Origin of the sequence: Aeromonas sp. ASNIH4, assembly GCF_002934425.1 — a bacterium.
GTDB classification, from domain to species: Bacteria; Pseudomonadota; Gammaproteobacteria; order Enterobacterales; family Aeromonadaceae; genus Aeromonas; species Aeromonas hydrophila.
In genome coordinates this window covers 3,217,568-3,234,847 of the sequence record NZ_CP026217.1, presented here as the reverse complement: position 1 = coordinate 3,234,847, position 17,280 = coordinate 3,217,568, and the positions used below count along the sequence as shown (strand labels likewise).

The window sequence follows — 17,280 nt, the reverse complement described above, 5'->3', positions numbered from 1 at the left end:
TTGCACCTCCTTTCCGGAAACAGTGTTCAACATCCCGGAATCACTGTTCACATTCACCAGAATCATCCTTAACGCATTGATTTAACAACCTTTGATACGCTCTCCCTTTTGCCAGGGAAGAGCCTATGTCTGCCAAGAGGATTGCAATGCGTAAAATTCGTGAAGTGCTGCGACTGCGGCTGGAAGCTGACCTCTCTGTTCGCCAGATAAGTTGCTGCACCAAGGTCAGCGTTGGCTCCATCCAGAAACTCCTCAAAAGTGCCCAGACGCTCGGCCTGACCTGGCCTTTACCTATCGAGCTTGATGATGGCCAACTGGCGGCCCTGTTCTATCCGCAGGCCGATACCACCATCTCGGCCCGCCATGTTGTACCGGATTGGCCCTCTGTCCATCAGGAGCTCAAGCGCAAGGGGGTCTCCAAACAGCTGCTCTGGGAGGAGTACACCCAGCGCTATCCCAATAGCTGTTACAGCTACTCCCAGTTCTGTGACCGTTACAAGTCCTGGTGTCAGTTGCAAAAGCGCTCCATGCGCCAGATCCATAAGGCGGGGGAAAAGCTCTTTATCGACTACTGCGGGCCCACGGTGCCCATCGTCTCGCCGACTACGGGTGAGGTCCGTCAGGCCCAGATCTTTGTCGCCGTGCTTGGTGCGTCCAACTACACCTTTGCCGAGGCCACCTGGTCCCAGTCACTGCCGGACTGGCTGCAAAGCCATGTCCGTGCCTTTGAGTTTTTCGGTGGTACACCGGCACTACTGATCCCCGACAACCTCAAGAGCGGTGTCAGCAAGGCTTGCCGATACGATCCCGAGCTCAACCCCAGCTACCAGCAGTTGGCCGAGCATTATCAGGTGGCGGTGATGCCAGCTCGTCCTTACAAGCCCAAGGACAAAGCCAAGGCCGAGGTGGGTGTGCAGATCGTCGAGCGCTGGATCCTGGCCCGTCTACGCCATCAGACCTTCTTCTCGCTTGCCGAGCTCAACCAGTGCATCCGGGCTTTGTTAAATGAGCTCAACGAGCGCCCGTTCAAGCAACTGCCCGGTAACCGACGTGACGCATTTGAGCAGTTGGACCGCCCGGCACTGGGGTCACTACCGGTGCATCCCTATCGCTATGTCGCCATCAAAACGGTCAAGGTCAACATCGACTATCACGTCAGCTATGAGCAGCACCATTACTCGGTGCCGCACCAGTATGTGGGTCAGCAACTGGAGCTCCATGCGGGCGATACCCTGCTTCAGGTTTATCACCAGCAACAGCTGGTCGCGAGCCATCCGCGTAAAACCATCCCGGGAATGAGCACACTCCCTGAGCACATGCCGGAACGTCACAGCAAGCAGCAACGCTGGACGCCAGGGCGTCTTAAGCAGTGGGCTGCCGACATCGGACCGGGCACCTTGTGCTGGGTTAGCGAACGGCTGGCAGAGAAAGCCCATGCCGAGCAGGCATACCGACTCTGCCTGGGACTGCTGAGTCTTAGCCGGGAGTATCCGCCATCACGAGTCGAAGCCTGTTGCCAGCTGGCCAACCGGGAAGGACTGGTGCGGCTCAAGCAGCTCAAGCCGGTGCTGACCAGTGGCCGCGACCAACTGCCCGCAAGTCCGCTCAGTTATCCAGAACTGCCGCAAGAGCACGAGAACATCCGCGGCCCCCAGAGCTTCCACTAGAGAGGATACGTCCCATGACCCAACAAACGCTGACCCGCTTGAGACACCTGAAACTGACTGGCATGGCGGATGCCGTGCAACAACAACTGGAACAGGCAAGTACCTACGAAGGGCTGCCCTTCATCGAGCGGCTAAGCCTGCTGGTCGAACACGAACAACTGAGCCGGGAGCAGCGTAAACAAGCTCGGCTGGTCAAGCAGGCGAGGCTCAAACTCCAGGCCACGGTGCAAGAGGTGGACTACCAGTCTGCACGCAACCTGGAGCGGTCACAGGTGGCAAACCTGGCCCAAGGAGAGTGGCTGCGCCGGGGCCAGAACCTGCTCATTACCGGCCCCTGTGGCTGCGGAAAAACCTACCTAGCCTGTGCGCTGGGCTACCAAGCCTGTCAGCAGGGGCACAGCACTCGTTACTACCGGCTGCCGCGTCTGCTACTTGAGCTGAGCCAGGCCAAGGTAGATGGCAGTTACGCCAGACTGCTGGGTCAACTGGCAAGGATAGAGCTGCTGATCCTGGATGACTGGGGACTGGAAGCGGTGAATGCCGAGCAGCGCAACGCCCTGCTGGAGATCATGGATGATCGGTACGGGAAATACTCGACGGTCGTGGTCAGTCAGCTGCCAACGGAAGAGTGGTACGCGAGCTTGGGGGACAACACTCTGGCAGATGCGATCCTGGACCGGCTGATGCACAACGCTCACCGGCTGTCACTGAAGGGAGAATCGATGAGAAAGAGGAGAAGTGAGTTGACCCAATCTGAACACTCGAGTTAGAAACGGGGTGACGTGAGCGCGTTAAGGATCAGGGTGTTCACGTTGGCCGGAATGGCTGTTCAACTTCGCCGGAATACGCACCGACCTGCGTCGAGGCTAAACCCACACCATCGGGAGAGTGATACATGGTTTCTAGCATGTCCTCAATTAGCGGCTGAATAGCATCGACCTCAGTCACAGGTCTGGCTTTTTTGGACAAGCGGGGATCAGGGAGCGTCAGAATTTCTAAAATGGCCATACAGTCTCACATCGATTCATTGGATTGGCATAGTCGATCAGGAACGGCTACCGCACTGTCTCGTTACGGGCTGATCGCTTACCCTGGCGGAACTACTGAGTGCGTGCAGCTGTGATGTTCCGATGTTCTGCGAACTTTGCCGCCACCATGCGCCTGAGCGATCAAATTCATGGATTACTTGGTTGCTACTTCCTCGCCAGACCAAACTTGGATCCGCAATTTCGGCTATATATTTTCCATCAATCAAAACATCCACGAGATCAACGATGGAGCGTTGATCCGGTGTTAGTTCATCCAGTCGGTAGCCGGTCCAGCACCAGATGTCTTTATCGGGACATTCATTTCTTACTCGAGTCACAAGCGCATATATCTCGACAAGATTAGCTGGATGAAGAGGATCGCCACCTGAGAGGCTGAGGCCTCTTCTTCGAACTTTGGTGTCCTTGAGGTCAGCGATGATTCGATCGCTCATTTCTTGGGTAAAGAGATAACCGGAGTCCAACCGCCACGTTGATTGGTTGTAACAACCTTTACACTGATGTTCGCAACCGGAAACAAACAGCGAACAACGAGTCCCAAGTCCATTCACCACATCAATGGGGTAGTATTGGTGGTAATGCATAATTTTCCTCAAACTTCATTATGATAGGCCTGATTTTATCGGCAGGTCGTGAATGCCTTTTGATGACTCAATTTAACCATCTGAAAGTTATGGTTAATTTCTCAAAAAGGTTGAAGCAACCGTGCTTTTAACAGATTAGGCAGATCACTGCATTTTCGCAATCAATTATTGCATATGCCACATACGAGGTGTATATATAGCATATGCCAACAAGGAGCCCCCATGGCTAGACCCAAGATCCCACGCAACATCTGCGGCCGCCCAGCGGATAGTTGCTTCAAGCCGAATGCTCGCCCCATGAGTCAATTGGAGCAAGTGCGCTTGAAAGATGATGAATTTGAAGCCTTGCGATTGGTTGATTTACTCGGCATGCAGCAGCAAGAAGCGGCTGTTGAAATGGGGGTTTCCCGGCAGACACTCGCCAATGTCCTGAAAGCAGCTCGTTTCAAGGTTGTGGACTGTTTGACTCAGGGCAAGGCGCTCATGATGCACCTTGAGGACGAAGGAGATACAAAACATGATCACTGCCATTCCAATGAATGATGATCGGGTCGCAAGCCATTTCACCAAAGCTGATTGCCTGGTGTTTCTGGATGAACGAGGCGTTGAAATAAATCGCATTGATAACCCTGCACTGGCAGCCAATTGTGCAGGAAAACAGAAAATGGTCGATCTGTTGGCGGAACAACAGGTTAACCGAGTCGTGGTGCGCAATATTGGCGAACAGATGTTGGGTAAGTTGTTAGCTCGACAGTTTGCCGTCTACCAGACTAACTGCGGGCGTCGTTTAGCCAGCGACCTTGGTAATCCTGTCGCCAGCGGGTTGGTGCAACTCAATCAGGCCAGCCAAGGCCGTCAATCCTTGAATCACGAGACGAAGAAGAAGTCAGGAGGTTGCGGCTGTGGGCACGAAGGACACGAGGGGAGCGACCCCGCAGGACATTGTTGCCAGTCGAGTGAACAACATCACCCCAAAAAAGCAAACTGCCGTCAGGGACAAATGCAAGGTCGAGGCCATGGGCGTTGCTGTCACTCCTAAGTGGATATCGTTGAGTTTAGGTAACGAACAACAATAACGGTAATAAAACTGGCTTTATTGTCATCAGGCGATGCTGACAAGAATAGTTAATTTGACTGTATATCTACTCGATATACAGTCAGGACTTTTATTGCCCGAATAAAAATTTTATGTCGAATATTAACAGTTTTAATGCTAACCGGCTATTTTAGGTGTTTTTCTAGTTTTAATCGCCGGATAATCAAAAGCTTATGCATGCTTGTATCGTCATGATGATGCTTTGTGGTGAAAGAATCGTTGCATTAGAGATGTCTAATGTAGTAATTTTAAATCACCTCCCTAATTGTGGTGACTAAAATGAATCCAAATGAAATATTGAATGAGTCAGGCCAAGACACACCGAGAGTTGCATATTTCCCTGTTTCTTTCTTTTCTGTAATCATGGGGTTATCTGGTTTTACATTGGCATGGAAAGGTGCTGATAATCTGTTTTTTCATAATTCTGCAATATGGCTGTGTTTGGCTTATGTTACATCAATTAGCATGGCAGTCATTTCTATCATTTATGCTATCAAAATATGGCGCTATCCGGGGGCTGTCCTTGAGGAAGTTAGGCATCCAGTCCGTATAAACTTCTTCCCTGCATTTTCTATTAGCCTGCTGTTGCTGTCAGTCGTCTGGCAACAGGAAATTATGGTTGCAACCACCTTGTGGGGGATAGGCTCCGCCTTGCAAATTGCGCTCACCTTATATGTGATGAGCAGCTGGATACACCATACTCACTACACATTATCACATGCGAACCCAAGTTGGTTTATTCCTGTGGTGGGTAATATTATTGTTCCCATTACGGGCAGCCAATTGGGTTATACCGAGCTGAGCTGGTTTTGTTTCAGCATCGGGATCGTTTTTTGGATCGTATTACTCACGATCATTATGTACCGACTGTTCTTTCATGAGCCTTTACCTGCTCGTATGACACCCATGTTGTTTATTCTTTTGGCCCCACCCTCTGTAGGATTTGTTTCCTATATCGGCATGGTGGGTGAGCTAGACGTTTTTGCGCGGATTATTTATTACATGGCGCTGTTTCTGGGCCTATTGCTTGCGATGAATATATTTAGATTTCTCAAAGTGCCATTTTTTATCTCTTCCTGGGCCTATTCCTTCCCTTTAGCCGCTTTAACTATTGCCACCATAAAAATGACACATCTAACATCATCTCTATTTTTCCAAGCGTTATCGGGCGTGCTGTTGTGTTTATTGACTGTTTTATTGTCCTGGTTGGTAGTCCGCACCGTAAAAGCTGTATTTGCTGCTGAATTGTGTCGACCTGAATAAAAGTTGTTAATTGATCGTACCGTAAGGAATTTTTATGACGAAGATTGTAATTGTCGGTGGTGTCGCCGGTGGGGCATCAGCCGCTGCACGGGCAAGAAGAGTGGAAGAAGATGCTGAAATCATAGTTCTCGAGCGTGGGGAGTTTGTTTCTTTTGCCAACTGTGGTTTGCCGTACCATATCAGCGGTGAAATAGAGTCACGGGATGCCTTGCTACTTCAAACGCCTGATAGTTTCAAAAACAGATTCAATGTTGACGTTCGTGTATTTAATGACGTTATAGACATTGATGCCAAGAATAAAACCGTAACGGTTCGGCAGACGTTGACGGGGGAAACCTATCTGGAGTCGTATGATAAGTTGTTATTAAGCCCTGGCGCGTCACCGATCAAACCGCCAATACCGGGCATTAATAGTCATCATGTTTACAGTCTGCGCAATATACCGGATATGGATAAGATCCTGGTCGCACTGGCCGCAGAGAAGCCTAAGCACGCCACTGTTGTCGGGGGTGGTTTTTTTGGGTTGGAGATGGTTGAAGCACTGCACCATAGAGGGATTGACGTAACCCTTTTGGAGCTCTCCGATCAAGTTATGGCCCCGGTTGATCGTGAAATGGCCAATATGTTACACCGCCATATGTGTGAAAAAGGCATCGATTTGCGTCTTAAAACCGGTTTGGCGGCCATTTCTGTGGCTGACTTCCATCCTGCCGAGCCTGAAGCGACCGCTGTATATGACAAACCCGTCACACATACCCATGATCTGGATTTGATGCTGAGTTCCGGCGATATGTTGCAGACAGGCATGGTCATCCTTGCCATTGGGGTAAAACCTGAAACGACACTGGCCGCAAAAGCTGGTCTGGAATTAGGTGCTCTGGGCGGTATCAAGGTTAATAGCGCCATGCAAACGTCTGAACCGGATATTTATGCGGTTGGCGATGTGGTGGAGACGGAGAATTTCGTTACCGGCGACGCGGCACTGGTGCCGTTGGCAGGGCCAGCTAATCGGCAAGGACGTATTGCTGCGGACAATATGCTCGGTCGCCATGAGCATTATCGCCGGACACAAGGCACAGCGATCTGCAAATTGTTTGACATGGCAATTGGCAGTACAGGCTTGAATGAAAAAACACTCAAGCGCTTGAATATGACCTATGAAAAGATTTACGTGCATACCGCTAGCCACGCCAGTTACTACCCCGGTGCTCACCCGGTGACCTTGAAATTACTGTTTGATCCAACGGATGGCCAGATCCTGGGGGCCCAGGCTGCTGGTTTGGATGGTATCGACAAACGAATTGATGTTTTAGCTGTTGCACAACGTGCCCGCATGACCGTTCAGCAGTTGGCAGACCTGGAACTGACGTATGCGCCCCCTTTTGGCTCTGCGCGAGATGTGGTGAACCAGGCAGGCATGGTCGCCAGTAATGTGATGAATGGTGATGAGGCGATTTGTCACACCGAAGAACTACTGCTGGGAGCTTCCGATCAAGTTGTGCTGGATGTTCGAAATCCGCCAGAGCTGGAGGTATCAGGTTCCTTTCCGAATGCGTTGAATATTCCACTCGATGAGTTACGGGATCGTTTATATACGCTGCCCGTCGATAAAGAAATTTTGGTGGCTTGCCAAGTCGGTTTGCGCGGACATGTTGCCTATCGCATGTTGGTACAAAACGGGTTTCAAGCTCGCAATCTGACTGGGGGCTATAAGACCTATCAGATGGTTATCGATTCGTTTTGATCTGCAACAACAACTAGTCGAGGTATTTATGGCTAAGAACTACACAGAGATTAATCAGGAACAACGTCAATTTGGATCGGCTTATCGCAAGGCCAGTCCAGATACCATGAATGCATTTCTAGCTTTGCACAAAGCAGCGATGTACGAAGGTGAACTCAGCATTAAACATAAAGAGTTGATGGCAACGGCAATTGCGATTGCTGCCCGCTGTGATGGGTGCATCGCGGCCCATGTGGCAGCGGCGCTGAAGGCTGGGGCGAGTAAGCAGGAACTGGTTGAAACTATTGATGTTGCCATCCTGATGGGCGGCGGTCCTGCGGTGATCTATGGCACACAGGCGCTGGCAGCCGTAGACGAGTTAGCCAGTTAATTGATGATCCGATGCGGCAGTCTGGTTATCGGCCTGCCGCTAAGAAGGAATGGATGACACCCTATCTCAATGCCAAACCAAGTCATGCCCATTGCATGGTTTGTGGCTCCCGTGACAACAATCCGGACTCCTTGGAACTAGCGTTCTCGCAACAACCGGATGGTTCCGTGCGAGCTCCCTTTGTGGTGAGCCCGAAACATCAGGGCTACACCGGACTGTTGCACGGTGGCATGACCAGCACCTTACTCGATGCTGCGATGACACACTGTTTATTCATGCAGGGAATCAAGGCGCTGACCGCGGAGTTGACGGTTCGATTCGTTGCACCGATCTGCGTGGGTCAGACTATTACGATCTGTGCCCAGCTACTTGGGCAGCGGCGGGGCATCTATCAGCTCGAAGCATGGCTACTCTCTGGGTTGCATATTGCCGGACAGTGCATCGCCGGAGAGCAGCGCCTGGCTCGTGCCTCTGCCAAGTTTATCGCACCACCTGATGGGAGTATGGCCCATGATTGCTGAAATCCAGATCACGGTGCTTTGTGACAATCATGGTCAAGGTGAGTTACAGACTGAACATGGCTTTGCGCTCTGGTTGCATTCACCCGAGCTGAATTTGCTGTTTGATACCGGCTCGGGTCAAACACTGCTTGCCAATGCCGAACGGCTAGACATCCGGTTAAACGACTGTCAGATGGTGGTGCTCAGTCATGGCCATTATGATCATTCCGGTGGCTTGGACACTCTCTGGCAAATGGGTGTCCAGTGTCCGGTCATGGCCCATCCGAGTGTGATTTTGCCGCGTTATAGTCGTCACCCCCAGAAGCCGGTACGTAGTATTGGAATGCGCTGCTCTACCAACTGAGCTATACCGGCGTGCCACTAGATTCCCGAAAACAGCGGGGCAAGTCAATGAGCTGTACTCAGTTTTATGAGTGGGCTCATGGAGTTACGGTCAATGTCAGAGGTCGGCGAACTCCGGAATATGGGCCCGGCCACGGCTTTCGAGAAAATCGAGCAGCGCACGGGGGGAGCGCGCCAGGATCCGCTCTGCCGGGAAGCCGGCCTCGGTGACCAGTCGGTGGCAGTGCTCGAAATCCCCGAGGCTGAAGGCCACGTGGGAGTCGGAGCCGAAGGTGAGGTAGGCACCCATGTCCCGCGCCGCCTCGACGATGGCGCGGCAGTTGCCTTCACTGCCCGGGCGGGAGTGGCTGAAGGAGGAGTTGTTGAGCTCCAGCGCTACTCGATACTCTGCCGCCGCCTTGACCACGGCCTGGATATCGATGGGGAAGGCGGGATTGCCGGGGTGGCTTATCATGTCGACCCGGCCGCTCTTGATTGCGTTGATCATGGCCTGGGTGTGGGTGGCCTGGTCGCAGGGGGGGAACACCGGCTCGTGAAAGCCCGCCATGATCATGTCGAGCCGCGACTCGTAGCGCTCGGGGAAGTCGATCTCGCCGTCGATGTTCTTGATGTTGGCTTCGATGCCGCGCAGGATGCCGACCCCGTCGACCACCCGTGGCAGCACGTGCAGATTGACGAAGTGCCAGAAGTGGGGGGCGTCCGCCATGTCGGGGCCATGATCCGTGGTGGCGAACAGCTTGATCCCCTTTGCCTTGGCGATGGGCAGGTAGTCGTGAATGGTGCTGTAGGCGTGGGTGCTGGCGACGGTGTGGGTGTGGGTATCGACCGTGTACTTCATCTTATCTTCCCCTCTGGCGTGAGGCGCCAGCATAGCAAAGGCGGCGGGTCGAGACCATGTCGTGGCTTGTCATACTTTGTCACAAATTGGGCTCTGGCTGACAAAGTTTGAACACGCTTGGCGGTCATGATGGCGTCATCGATGAAAGCCTGAACTCGCATCGATGGGTTGGATCAGGATGGTGCAACCTCATTTCCCCGCCGTCGCGCCCTGCGACGGTTTTTTTTTGCCTGTTTGCCAGCGCGCTGAACGGTTACCGGGCAAAAAAATGCCCAACTAGCATGAAGCAGGTTGGGCGAGACTTAATGTTTAATTGCAGTGGCATAGATATAGAGTCCGATTCGTCCGTGAAGTTCCCGCCTTGTTCCCCATTTTCAACAAAAACATTTCACTAACACCCGTTCACATTCTCTTGACACAAAAGGTTGTGAAACGTACTTTTTAAACATTCGTTTAAGTGAGGTGTCCTGTGAGTAAAATCGATACCAAAAACCGTATTCTCGATGCCGCTGAGGTGTTGTTTGCCGAACGGGGGTTCGCCGATACCTCTTTGCGTCTGATCACCAGCGAGGCCGATGTCAACCTGGCGTCGGTGAACTACCACTTCGGCTCCAAGAAGGAGCTGATCCAAGCGGTGCTCGATCGCTATCTGAGCCTGTTCATGCCCGAGCTGGATGCACGCCTGCATACCCTGATGGCGCAGGAGCAGCTGACCCTGCTGCAGGTGTTCGAGAGCTTCGTCGACCCGCTGATGAAGCTGGTGGCAGTGCGCACCAACGGCCCGGCCATCTTCATGCAGCTGCTGGGTCGTGGCTACATCGACAGCCAGGGCCACCTGCGCCGCTTCATCACCGCCCACTACGGCCCCATTTTGCAACGGATCACCCAGGCCATCTCCAAGGCCAACCCGGCCTTGTCGCCGGCGGATCTGTTCTGGCGGCTGCACTTCACCCTGGGCACCGTCGTGTTCACCATGGCCTCGGCCGATGCGCTGCGCGACATCGCCCAGGCCGATTTCGGCCAGCAGCTCGATGTGGAGGGGCTGGTACGCAACGTCATTCCTTATCTGGCGTCCGGTGTCGGGGCGCCCGTGGAGTCGACCAGGCTCTCCCTGGCCGTGTAACAACCAACAATAAATCAACGGAAACAGTGAAATAGAAGGAACTTGAGTATGATCACATTGCTTATCCTGCTGGTGCTGGCGATAGCCGTCGTGCTCGGCGTGCCCTCCATCCGTAAAAAGGTGGTCACCCGCCCGGTGTTCGGCATCTTCAAGAAGATACTGCCGCCCTTGTCGGCCACCGAGCGGGAGGCCATGGAAGCCGGCTCCGTCTGGTGGGATGGGGAGCTGTTTCGCGGCAACCCCGACTGGAAAAAACTACACGGCTACGGCAAGGCCGAGCTGACCGCCGAGGAGCAGGCCTTCATCGACAACCAGGTCGAAACCCTGCTCGCCATGGTCGACGACTTCAAGATCGTCAACGAGACCAAAGACCTGCCGGAGCCGGTCTGGGACTATCTGAAGAACGAAGGCTTCTTCTCCCTGATCATCCCGAAATCCTACGGCGGCCGTGAGTTCTCGGCGATTGCCAACTCCACCATCGTCACCCGCATTGCGACCAAGAGCCTGAGCGTGGCGGTCACCGTCATGGTGCCGAACTCCCTTGGCCCGGGCGAGCTACTGATGCACTACGGCACCCAGGCCCAGAAGGACTTCTGGCTGCCGGGGCTGGCCAACGGCAAGGAAGTGCCCTGCTTCGCCCTGACCGGGCCGGAAGCGGGCTCCGATGCGGGCGCCATCCCTGACAAGGGGATCGTCTGCAAGGGGATGCACAAGGGCGAAGAGGTGCTGGGTATTCGCCTCAACTGGAACAAGCGCTACATCACCCTGGCCCCTCGTGCCACCGTGCTGGGGCTGGCGTTCAAACTCTATGACCCGGAAAAACTGCTGGGTGACAAGGAAGAGCTTGGCATCACCTGCGCGCTCATCCCGACCAGCCACCCCGGCGTGCGCGTCGGTGATCGCCATTACCCCATGGGTCTGGCGTTCCTGAACGGCCCGACCTTCGGCAAGGATGTGTTCATTCCGCTCGACTGGATCATCGGTGGCCCGGATTACGCCGGTCGCGGCTGGCGCATGCTGGTGGAGTGCCTCTCCGCCGGTCGCGGCATCTCGCTGCCTGCTCTGGGCACCGCTTGTGGTCACATGGCGAGCCGCACCGTGGGCGCCTACTCCTACGTGCGCAAGCAGTTCGGCATGTCCATCGGCAAGTTTGAAGGTGTGCAAGAGGCACTGGCCCGCATCGGCGGCCTCACCTATCAGCTGGAAGGGGCCCGCCGCATGACCGCCGGCTCCCTGGACTTGGGTCAGGCTCCGGCCATCGTCACCGCGATTTCCAAGTACCACATGACCGAGATGGCGCGCCAGATCATGGATGACTCCATGGACATCCACGCCGGCCGTGCCATCCAGCTGGGCCCGAAAAACTACACCGGCTACGCCTACATGGGTATTCCGGTGGCCATCACGGTGGAAGGGGCCAACATCCTGACCCGCAACCTGATGATCTTCGGGCAGGGTGCCACCCGCTGCCACCCGTACGTGTTTGCCGAGCTGGAAGCGGCGGCCGATACCGATGTGGAGCGCGGTCTCGAGAAGTTTGACGCCCTGCTGCTGAAGCACATCGCCTTTGGTGCCGGCAACTTCTTTGGTTCCCTGTTCCAGGGGCTGACCCTGGGCCAGTTCAACGGCTCCCCGGTGAGCGGTGAGACCGCACGCTACTACAAGCAGTTGTCCCGCATGAGTAAAGGGCTGGCGCTGTGCGCCGACGTCTCCATGCTGATGCTGGGTGGCGATCTCAAGCGCAAGGAGATGATCTCCGCTCGTCTGGGTGATGTGCTGAGCCACCTCTACCTGGCCTCCGCCACCCTCAAGCACTACGAGGATCAGGGCCGCATGGTCTCCGATCTGCCGTTCGTGCAGTACGCGGTGGAGCGCAACCTCTACCTGATTGGCAAGGCGTTCGAGGGCTTCTTCCAGAACTTCCCGAACAAGGTGGTGGGTGCCGTGCTCAAGCGCGTGGTGTTCCCGTTCGGCGTCGGTTACCAGATGCCGGCCGACGATCGCTGCCACGCCATCTGTCTGGCCATGATGAAGCCGGGTGAGTTCCGCGACCGTCTGACGGCGCTGTGCTACGTAGGCAAGGACGAGGCGGATCCGGTCGGTCTGATGGAGCGGGCCTTCCTGGCTATGGTCGCAGTGCAGCCCTACGAGAAGAAACTGGTGCAGGCCCAGAAAGAGGGCAAACTGCCCCGCAAACTGGCGCTGCCGGAGCTGGTTGCCGCTGCCCTGTCCCAATCCATCCTGAGCAAGGACGAGGCGGACAAGCTGCTGGCCGCCGATGCCCTGCGCTACGAGGCGATCCAGGTGGACAACTTCGCCCCGGGCGAGCTGGAGGGATTATCCCAGCAAAATCCGGTGGTGCACGCCGCCTGAGAGAGCGCTCACTCCTGAACCTGAAACCGGCCGTCATGGCCGGTTTTTTTGTTTGTTAACCCTGCATTTACAACCTCGATTAATTCCAGTTTAATGCAATGGCCCCCCACCCTTGGGGCAGGAAGCAAGGCCAGCGGAATGGCCGACAACAACAAACTCAGGAAGAGTGAATGAATCTCGCCAAAACGGCGATCGAACGCCCCATCTGGGTGGCGGTCTCGATCGTGCTGATTTTTCTGCTGGGCCTGCTCAGCATCCGGGGGCTGCCGATCCAGCTGTTTCCCGACATCGATCGCCCGCACCTCAACATCTCGGTGGACTGGCGCTCGGCCTCGCCCCAGGAGATGGAGTCGGAGATAACCGACCCCATCGAGCAGGAGATGCAGGGGGTGCAGGGGCTCAAGAACCTCACCAGCAACAGCTTCCCGGGTTTTACCGAAATCGACCTGGAGTTTGCCCTCGGCACCGACATGCAGCGGGCCCAGCTCGACGTCATCTCCCGTCTGAACCGGGTTTCCGGCCTGCCGGACAAGATTGGCGGCCCCTACGTCAACAACTACAGCAGCAACGACACCCTCACCTTCTTCTTCATCCAGCAGTTGCCCGGTGCCAAGGGGCAGATCGACGATCATCAGGCGCTGATCGAGGCGCGGGTCAAGCCGGAGCTGGAGCGCATCCCCGGGGTGTCGACGGTCGACATCGAGGGGATCAACGAGCGCCAGATCCAGATCCGTTTCGATCCTTACCGCGCCGCCGAGCTGGGGGTGGAGATCCCGGTACTGGCCAGCCGGGCCAGCACCGGCTGGGATGTCTCCGCCGGCACCCTCGACATTGGCCGCTGGGAGTACAAGCTGCGCTTTGCCGGCCGCTACGACGTGGCGACCCTGGGGGACAAGGTGGTGGACTGGCGCGACGGCCTGCCCATCTACCTGCGTGATGTGGCCGAGGTCAGGTTGGCCCGGGAGGAGAACCCGGTGCTGCGCATCCAGAACGGCAACACCGCCATCGCGGCCCAGATCTTCAAGGAGAGCGGTGCCAACGCCCTGGCTGCGCTGGAGGCGATCAAGCTCAAGGTGGGCGAGCTCAACCGCGAGGTGCTGGAGCCGGTCGGCCTGCACATGGAGCAGTCGTTCGACGCCTCCCTCTACATCAACCGGGCGGTGGGCATGGTGACTGCCAACCTGGGGCTCGGCGTGCTGCTCTCCTGCGCCATCCTCTGGGTCTTTCTGCGCCAGCTCAAGGCGACCCTGATGATCGCGATCGCCATTCCCATCAGCATCATGCTCACCTTCTGCCTGCTCAAGGTGCTGGGGCGGACCCTCAACGTCATCTCGCTGGCAGGGATCGCCTTTGCGGTGGGCATGGTGCTTGATGCCGCCATTGTGGTGCTGGAGAGCATCTACCGGCGCCACGAGCGGGGGGATCTGAGCAAGGCGGAGGCGGCGCTGGACGGCACCAGCCGGGTGTGGACCGCCCTGGTGGCTTCCACCCTGACCACAGTCGCCATCTTCCTGCCGGTGCTGCTGCTCAACGACGTGGAGGGTCAGCTGTTTGCCGATCTGGCGCTGACCATCGCCTGCGCGGTGACCGTCTCCATGCTGGTGGCGGTGACCGTGCTGCCGGCAGTGGCGGCGTGCTGGATGGGACGTGAGCGGCTGATCGATCCCTATGAGGGGCTGTGGCAGGGCACCACCCGACGGGTGATCCGCTGGACCGGCACCTCCCGCCAGCGCTGGACCGTCATCACCCTGATGATGAGCCTGCCGGCGCTGGCCACCTGGGCCCTGTTGCCGAAGATGGACTATCTGCCGGACGTGAAACGCGACGCGGTGGATGTCTGGATGAACTTCACCCCGGGCTTTAACCTCCAGGCCCAGCGGGAGGAGGTGATCGACACCCTGATCGCCCGTCTCGCCCCTTACATGAAGGGGGAGCGGGAGCCGGCCCTCAAGAACTACTACATCCTGCGCTACCCGGGCGGCGCCCAGATCGGGGTGCGGCCGAAAGAGGAGGAGCAGATCAAGGTGCTGGAGCAGCTGTTGATGAAGCAGCTGCTGGTGGGGATCCCCGACACCCAGGTGTTTGGCGGCCAGGGGTCGCTGTTCGGCGGTTTTGACAGCGAGAATGGCATCTCCCTGCTGCTGCAGGGGGGGGATCTGGCCGAGCTCTACCAAGCGGCGCGGGCCGCCATGGCCATCGTCAAGCAGGATCTGCCTGGCGCCCAAGTGAGGCCGCAGCCGGATCTCGATTTTACCGCCCCCGAGCTGCGGCTGGTGCCGCAGGACAGACGTCTGGCCGAGGTGGGCTGGGATCGCACCCCCATGCCCGCCATCATCCAGACCTTCGGCGACGGGCTGCGGGTTGGCGAGTATTTCGACGGGGAGGAGCGGCTCGACATCATGCTGATGGGGCAGACCTCGGCCAACCCGGACGAGCTCAAGGCGGTGCCGCTGGCGACCCCGTCCGGGCGCATCGTGCCGCTCGGCGAGCTGCTGCGGGTGGAGCACGACATGGGGCCGGCCAGCATCTTCCGGGCCGACGGCCGGCGCAGCATCAGCCTGCAGATCTCGCCCCCGGCGGGGATGAGCATGGAGCAGGTGCTCGATACCCTGCAGAGCAAAAGCTTTGCCGCCATCCGGCCACTGCTGCCCGCCGGCGGCGAGCTGCGCGTCTCCGGCAATGCCGACAGCCTGCAGCAGGCGCTCGGCAACCTGGGGGCCATCTTCCTGTTTGCCGTGATGATCCTGCTGATCCTGTTGTGGGGGGTGTTTGCCTCCCTCAAGGATGCCGTGCTGGTGCTGCTGACCCTGCCGCTTGCCACCGTCGGCGGCGTGCTGGCGCTGCACCTGAGCGGCCTCCTGGTGCCGCTGCCGATGGATCTGCTGACCATCATCGGCTTCGTCATTTTGCTGGGGTTGGTGGTCAACAACGCCATCCTGCTGGTGCATCAGACCCGCACCGCGGAGCGGGAGGGGATGAGCCGCCAGCTGGCGGTGGCCGATGCCCTGCAAAGCCGGATGCGGCCCATCGCCATGACCAGCCTCACCAGCATCTTCGGCATGCTGCCGCTGATGTTGAGCCCGAGCGAGGGCAGTGAAATCTACCGGGGGCTGGCTACCGTCATCGTCGGCGGCATGAGCTGCAGCACCCTGTTTACCCTGATCCTGTTGCCCGCCTTCCTGCGACTGGGAGAGCGGGTCGAATCACCGCTCGCCCTGCGCCAGCGGGCCTGAGCAAGGAGCTCATCGATGACACTCGGTTTTACAAGGATGGTAGTGGGCGCGGCGCTGCTGGCGGGGGGCGTGTTCCCCGCGCTGGCGCAGGGCAAGATGGTGACCCTGGCGGACGTGACCCGGGGGGAGGCGGCAGCCAGCATCTGGGTCAGCGGCACGGTGGCGAGTCGCCAGCAGGCGGCGCTCAGCGCCGAGGTGAGCGGCCGGGTGGAGTGGATCGCCGAGTTCGGCAGCCGGGTCAGCAAGGGGGATGAGCTGCTGCGCCTCGACAGTGCGGCGCTGCGGCTCTCGCTGGAGCAGGCCCAGGCCGAACAGGCCAAGTGGGAGAGCAACGTGCGCTTCGCCCGCGCCGAGTTTGGCCGGCTGGCGACGCTGCACCGCCAGAAGAGCACCTCCCAGAGCCAGTATGACAAGGCCCGCTACGACGTGGAGCAGGCTGAACTGGCCGAGCGGCTGGCGCGGGTACAGGTACGCCAGATTGAGGAGCAGCTGCGCAGAAGCCACATCTTCGCGCCGTTCGACGGGGTGGTGAACAACCACTTCATCCAGCCGGGAGAGCACGTGGATGCCGGCGAGCAGGCACTGGAGCTGGTCAATCCCGATCAGCCCGACATCCGGCTGCAGGCCCCCATCGTCTGGGCCGGCCAGCTGGCGCCCCAGACCCGGCTGCGGGTGGAAGGGGAGCAGCTCAGCGGCCACGGGGTCTATTACCAGCGGGCGGCGAGCGCCGATCCCAAGTCGCGCCTCATCGAGCTGCGCCTCAAGCCCGAAGCGGGCCGCTTCATCATCGGCTCGCCGGTGCGGGTGGCGCTGCCGCTGGCGGAGCAGCAGACCATGCTGCTGCCGCGCGATGCCCTGGTGCTCAACACCGAGGGGAGCGTGGTCTATCAGGTGGAGCAGCGCGGCGAGGAGCTGACGGTGAACCGGGTGCCGGTGACCGTGCTGTTTGGCGACAGCCGGCAGGTGGCGGTGAGCGGGGCGCTCAAGCAGGGTGACAGGGTGGTGGTACGCGGTGCAGGCAGCCTGCAGGACGGCGACAAGGTCGAACTGTTTCGCGGCTGAGGCGGCGGTTTCGCCATA

Annotated in this window: 16 protein-coding genes; 13 read left to right on the top strand and 3 right to left on the bottom strand. The window is 57.5% G+C overall.

Annotated elements, in window-relative coordinates:
- The first annotated feature begins 125 nt into the window (after positions 1-125).
- A complete protein-coding gene (gene istA / locus C2U40_RS14840; protein ID WP_103829338.1) occupies positions 126-1,667 on the top strand; it encodes an IS21-like element ISAs29 family transposase in 1,542 nt (513 codons plus the stop codon).
- 14 nt (positions 1,668-1,681) lie between these two features.
- Complete coding sequence (istB, locus tag C2U40_RS14835) at positions 1,682-2,437, top strand: IS21-like element ISAs29 family helper ATPase IstB (RefSeq protein ID WP_000194037.1); 756 nt, start codon at positions 1,682-1,684, stop codon at positions 2,435-2,437.
- Between the two features lie 37 nt (positions 2,438-2,474).
- Here istB and C2U40_RS14830 read toward each other — a convergent pair whose 3' ends face one another.
- Positions 2,475-2,675, bottom strand: coding sequence for a peptide deformylase (locus tag C2U40_RS14830; protein ID WP_103829234.1), 201 nt, complete (start codon positions 2,673-2,675; stop codon positions 2,475-2,477).
- A 37-nt stretch (positions 2,676-2,712) separates the two neighbouring features.
- Positions 2,713-3,297, bottom strand: coding sequence for an anaerobic ribonucleoside-triphosphate reductase-activating protein (nrdG, locus tag C2U40_RS14825; RefSeq protein WP_103829233.1), 585 nt, complete (start codon positions 3,295-3,297; stop codon positions 2,713-2,715).
- Positions 3,298-3,519: 222 nt separating this feature from the next.
- On the opposite strand from nrdG, the gene C2U40_RS14820 reads away from it, so the two are divergent.
- The 7 genes from C2U40_RS14820 (at position 3,520) to C2U40_RS14790 (ending at position 8,634) form a co-directional block, all read left to right on the top strand.
- A complete protein-coding gene (locus C2U40_RS14820) occupies positions 3,520-3,840 on the top strand; it encodes a DUF134 domain-containing protein (RefSeq protein WP_042648361.1) in 321 nt (106 codons plus the stop codon).
- Positions 3,815-4,336, top strand: coding sequence for a NifB/NifX family molybdenum-iron cluster-binding protein (locus C2U40_RS14815; protein WP_103829232.1), 522 nt, complete (start codon positions 3,815-3,817; stop codon positions 4,334-4,336). Before C2U40_RS14820 ends, C2U40_RS14815 begins: the two co-directional genes overlap by 26 nt.
- 336 nt (positions 4,337-4,672) lie before the next feature.
- Positions 4,673-5,656 (top strand): SLAC1 anion channel family protein, encoded by a 984-nt coding sequence (locus C2U40_RS14810; protein WP_103829231.1) that lies wholly within the window; start codon positions 4,673-4,675, stop codon positions 5,654-5,656.
- Between the two features lie 34 nt (positions 5,657-5,690).
- Positions 5,691-7,400: an FAD-dependent oxidoreductase gene (locus C2U40_RS14805; protein ID WP_103829230.1), complete on the top strand. Its 1,710-nt coding sequence runs from the start codon at positions 5,691-5,693 to the stop codon at positions 7,398-7,400.
- 28 nt (positions 7,401-7,428) lie between these two features.
- Entirely contained in the window at positions 7,429-7,770 is a 342-nt protein-coding gene (locus C2U40_RS14800; RefSeq protein ID WP_103829229.1) for a carboxymuconolactone decarboxylase family protein, read from the top strand.
- 53 nt (positions 7,771-7,823) lie between these two features.
- On the top strand, positions 7,824-8,291 hold the full coding sequence (locus tag C2U40_RS14795) for a PaaI family thioesterase (RefSeq protein WP_103829228.1): 468 nt from the start codon (positions 7,824-7,826) through the stop codon (positions 8,289-8,291).
- Positions 8,281-8,634, top strand: a complete 354-nt coding sequence (locus tag C2U40_RS14790) for an MBL fold metallo-hydrolase (protein WP_103829227.1) — start codon at positions 8,281-8,283, stop codon at positions 8,632-8,634. Before C2U40_RS14795 ends, C2U40_RS14790 begins: the two co-directional genes overlap by 11 nt.
- A gap of 96 nt (positions 8,635-8,730) precedes the next feature.
- On the opposite strand, the gene C2U40_RS14785 is transcribed toward C2U40_RS14790, so the two are convergent.
- The gene (locus C2U40_RS14785; RefSeq protein WP_011705251.1) at positions 8,731-9,471 is read right to left on the bottom strand and encodes a phosphatase; all 741 of its coding nucleotides are present in this window, start codon (positions 9,469-9,471) and stop codon (positions 8,731-8,733) included.
- Positions 9,472-9,940: 469 nt separating this feature from the next.
- Between C2U40_RS14785 and C2U40_RS14780 the strand changes: the two genes are divergently transcribed.
- The 4 genes from C2U40_RS14780 to C2U40_RS14765 all read left to right on the top strand — a co-directional run bounded on the left by C2U40_RS14780 (position 9,941) and on the right by C2U40_RS14765 (position 17,262).
- Positions 9,941-10,594: a TetR/AcrR family transcriptional regulator gene (locus C2U40_RS14780; protein ID WP_011705252.1), complete on the top strand. Its 654-nt coding sequence runs from the start codon at positions 9,941-9,943 to the stop codon at positions 10,592-10,594.
- Between the two features lie 48 nt (positions 10,595-10,642).
- Positions 10,643-12,967, top strand: coding sequence for an acyl-CoA dehydrogenase (locus C2U40_RS14775; protein WP_103829226.1), 2,325 nt, complete (start codon positions 10,643-10,645; stop codon positions 12,965-12,967).
- A gap of 170 nt (positions 12,968-13,137) precedes the next feature.
- On the top strand, positions 13,138-16,200 hold the full coding sequence (locus tag C2U40_RS14770) for an efflux RND transporter permease subunit (RefSeq protein ID WP_103829225.1): 3,063 nt from the start codon (positions 13,138-13,140) through the stop codon (positions 16,198-16,200).
- Positions 16,201-16,215: 15 nt separating this feature from the next.
- A complete protein-coding gene (locus C2U40_RS14765) occupies positions 16,216-17,262 on the top strand; it encodes an efflux RND transporter periplasmic adaptor subunit (RefSeq protein ID WP_103829224.1) in 1,047 nt (348 codons plus the stop codon).
- Positions 17,263-17,280 lie beyond the last annotated feature (18 nt).

What these genes read in the sequence shown, in the direction of transcription:
- istA (WP_103829338.1), top strand. Translation starts at nt 126, where the DNA reads ATGTCTGCCAAGAGGATTGCAATGCGTAAAATTCGTGAAGTGCTGCGA.
- istB (WP_000194037.1), top strand. Translation starts at nt 1,682, where the DNA reads ATGACCCAACAAACGCTGACCCGCTTGAGACACCTGAAACTGACTGGC.
- C2U40_RS14830 (WP_103829234.1), bottom strand. Translation starts at nt 2,675, where the DNA reads ATGGCCATTTTAGAAATTCTGACGCTCCCTGATCCCCGCTTGTCCAAA.
- nrdG (WP_103829233.1), bottom strand. Translation starts at nt 3,297, where the DNA reads ATGCATTACCACCAATACTACCCCATTGATGTGGTGAATGGACTTGGG.
- C2U40_RS14820 (WP_042648361.1), top strand. Translation starts at nt 3,520, where the DNA reads ATGGCTAGACCCAAGATCCCACGCAACATCTGCGGCCGCCCAGCGGAT.
- C2U40_RS14815 (WP_103829232.1), top strand. Translation starts at nt 3,815, where the DNA reads ATGATCACTGCCATTCCAATGAATGATGATCGGGTCGCAAGCCATTTC.
- C2U40_RS14810 (WP_103829231.1), top strand. Translation starts at nt 4,673, where the DNA reads ATGAATCCAAATGAAATATTGAATGAGTCAGGCCAAGACACACCGAGA.
- C2U40_RS14805 (WP_103829230.1), top strand. Translation starts at nt 5,691, where the DNA reads ATGACGAAGATTGTAATTGTCGGTGGTGTCGCCGGTGGGGCATCAGCC.
- C2U40_RS14800 (WP_103829229.1), top strand. Translation starts at nt 7,429, where the DNA reads ATGGCTAAGAACTACACAGAGATTAATCAGGAACAACGTCAATTTGGA.
- C2U40_RS14795 (WP_103829228.1), top strand. Translation starts at nt 7,824, where the DNA reads ATGACACCCTATCTCAATGCCAAACCAAGTCATGCCCATTGCATGGTT.
- C2U40_RS14790 (WP_103829227.1), top strand. Translation starts at nt 8,281, where the DNA reads ATGATTGCTGAAATCCAGATCACGGTGCTTTGTGACAATCATGGTCAA.
- C2U40_RS14785 (WP_011705251.1), bottom strand. Translation starts at nt 9,471, where the DNA reads ATGAAGTACACGGTCGATACCCACACCCACACCGTCGCCAGCACCCAC.
- C2U40_RS14775 (WP_103829226.1), top strand. Translation starts at nt 10,643, where the DNA reads ATGATCACATTGCTTATCCTGCTGGTGCTGGCGATAGCCGTCGTGCTC.
- C2U40_RS14770 (WP_103829225.1), top strand. Translation starts at nt 13,138, where the DNA reads ATGAATCTCGCCAAAACGGCGATCGAACGCCCCATCTGGGTGGCGGTC.
- C2U40_RS14765 (WP_103829224.1), top strand. Translation starts at nt 16,216, where the DNA reads ATGACACTCGGTTTTACAAGGATGGTAGTGGGCGCGGCGCTGCTGGCG.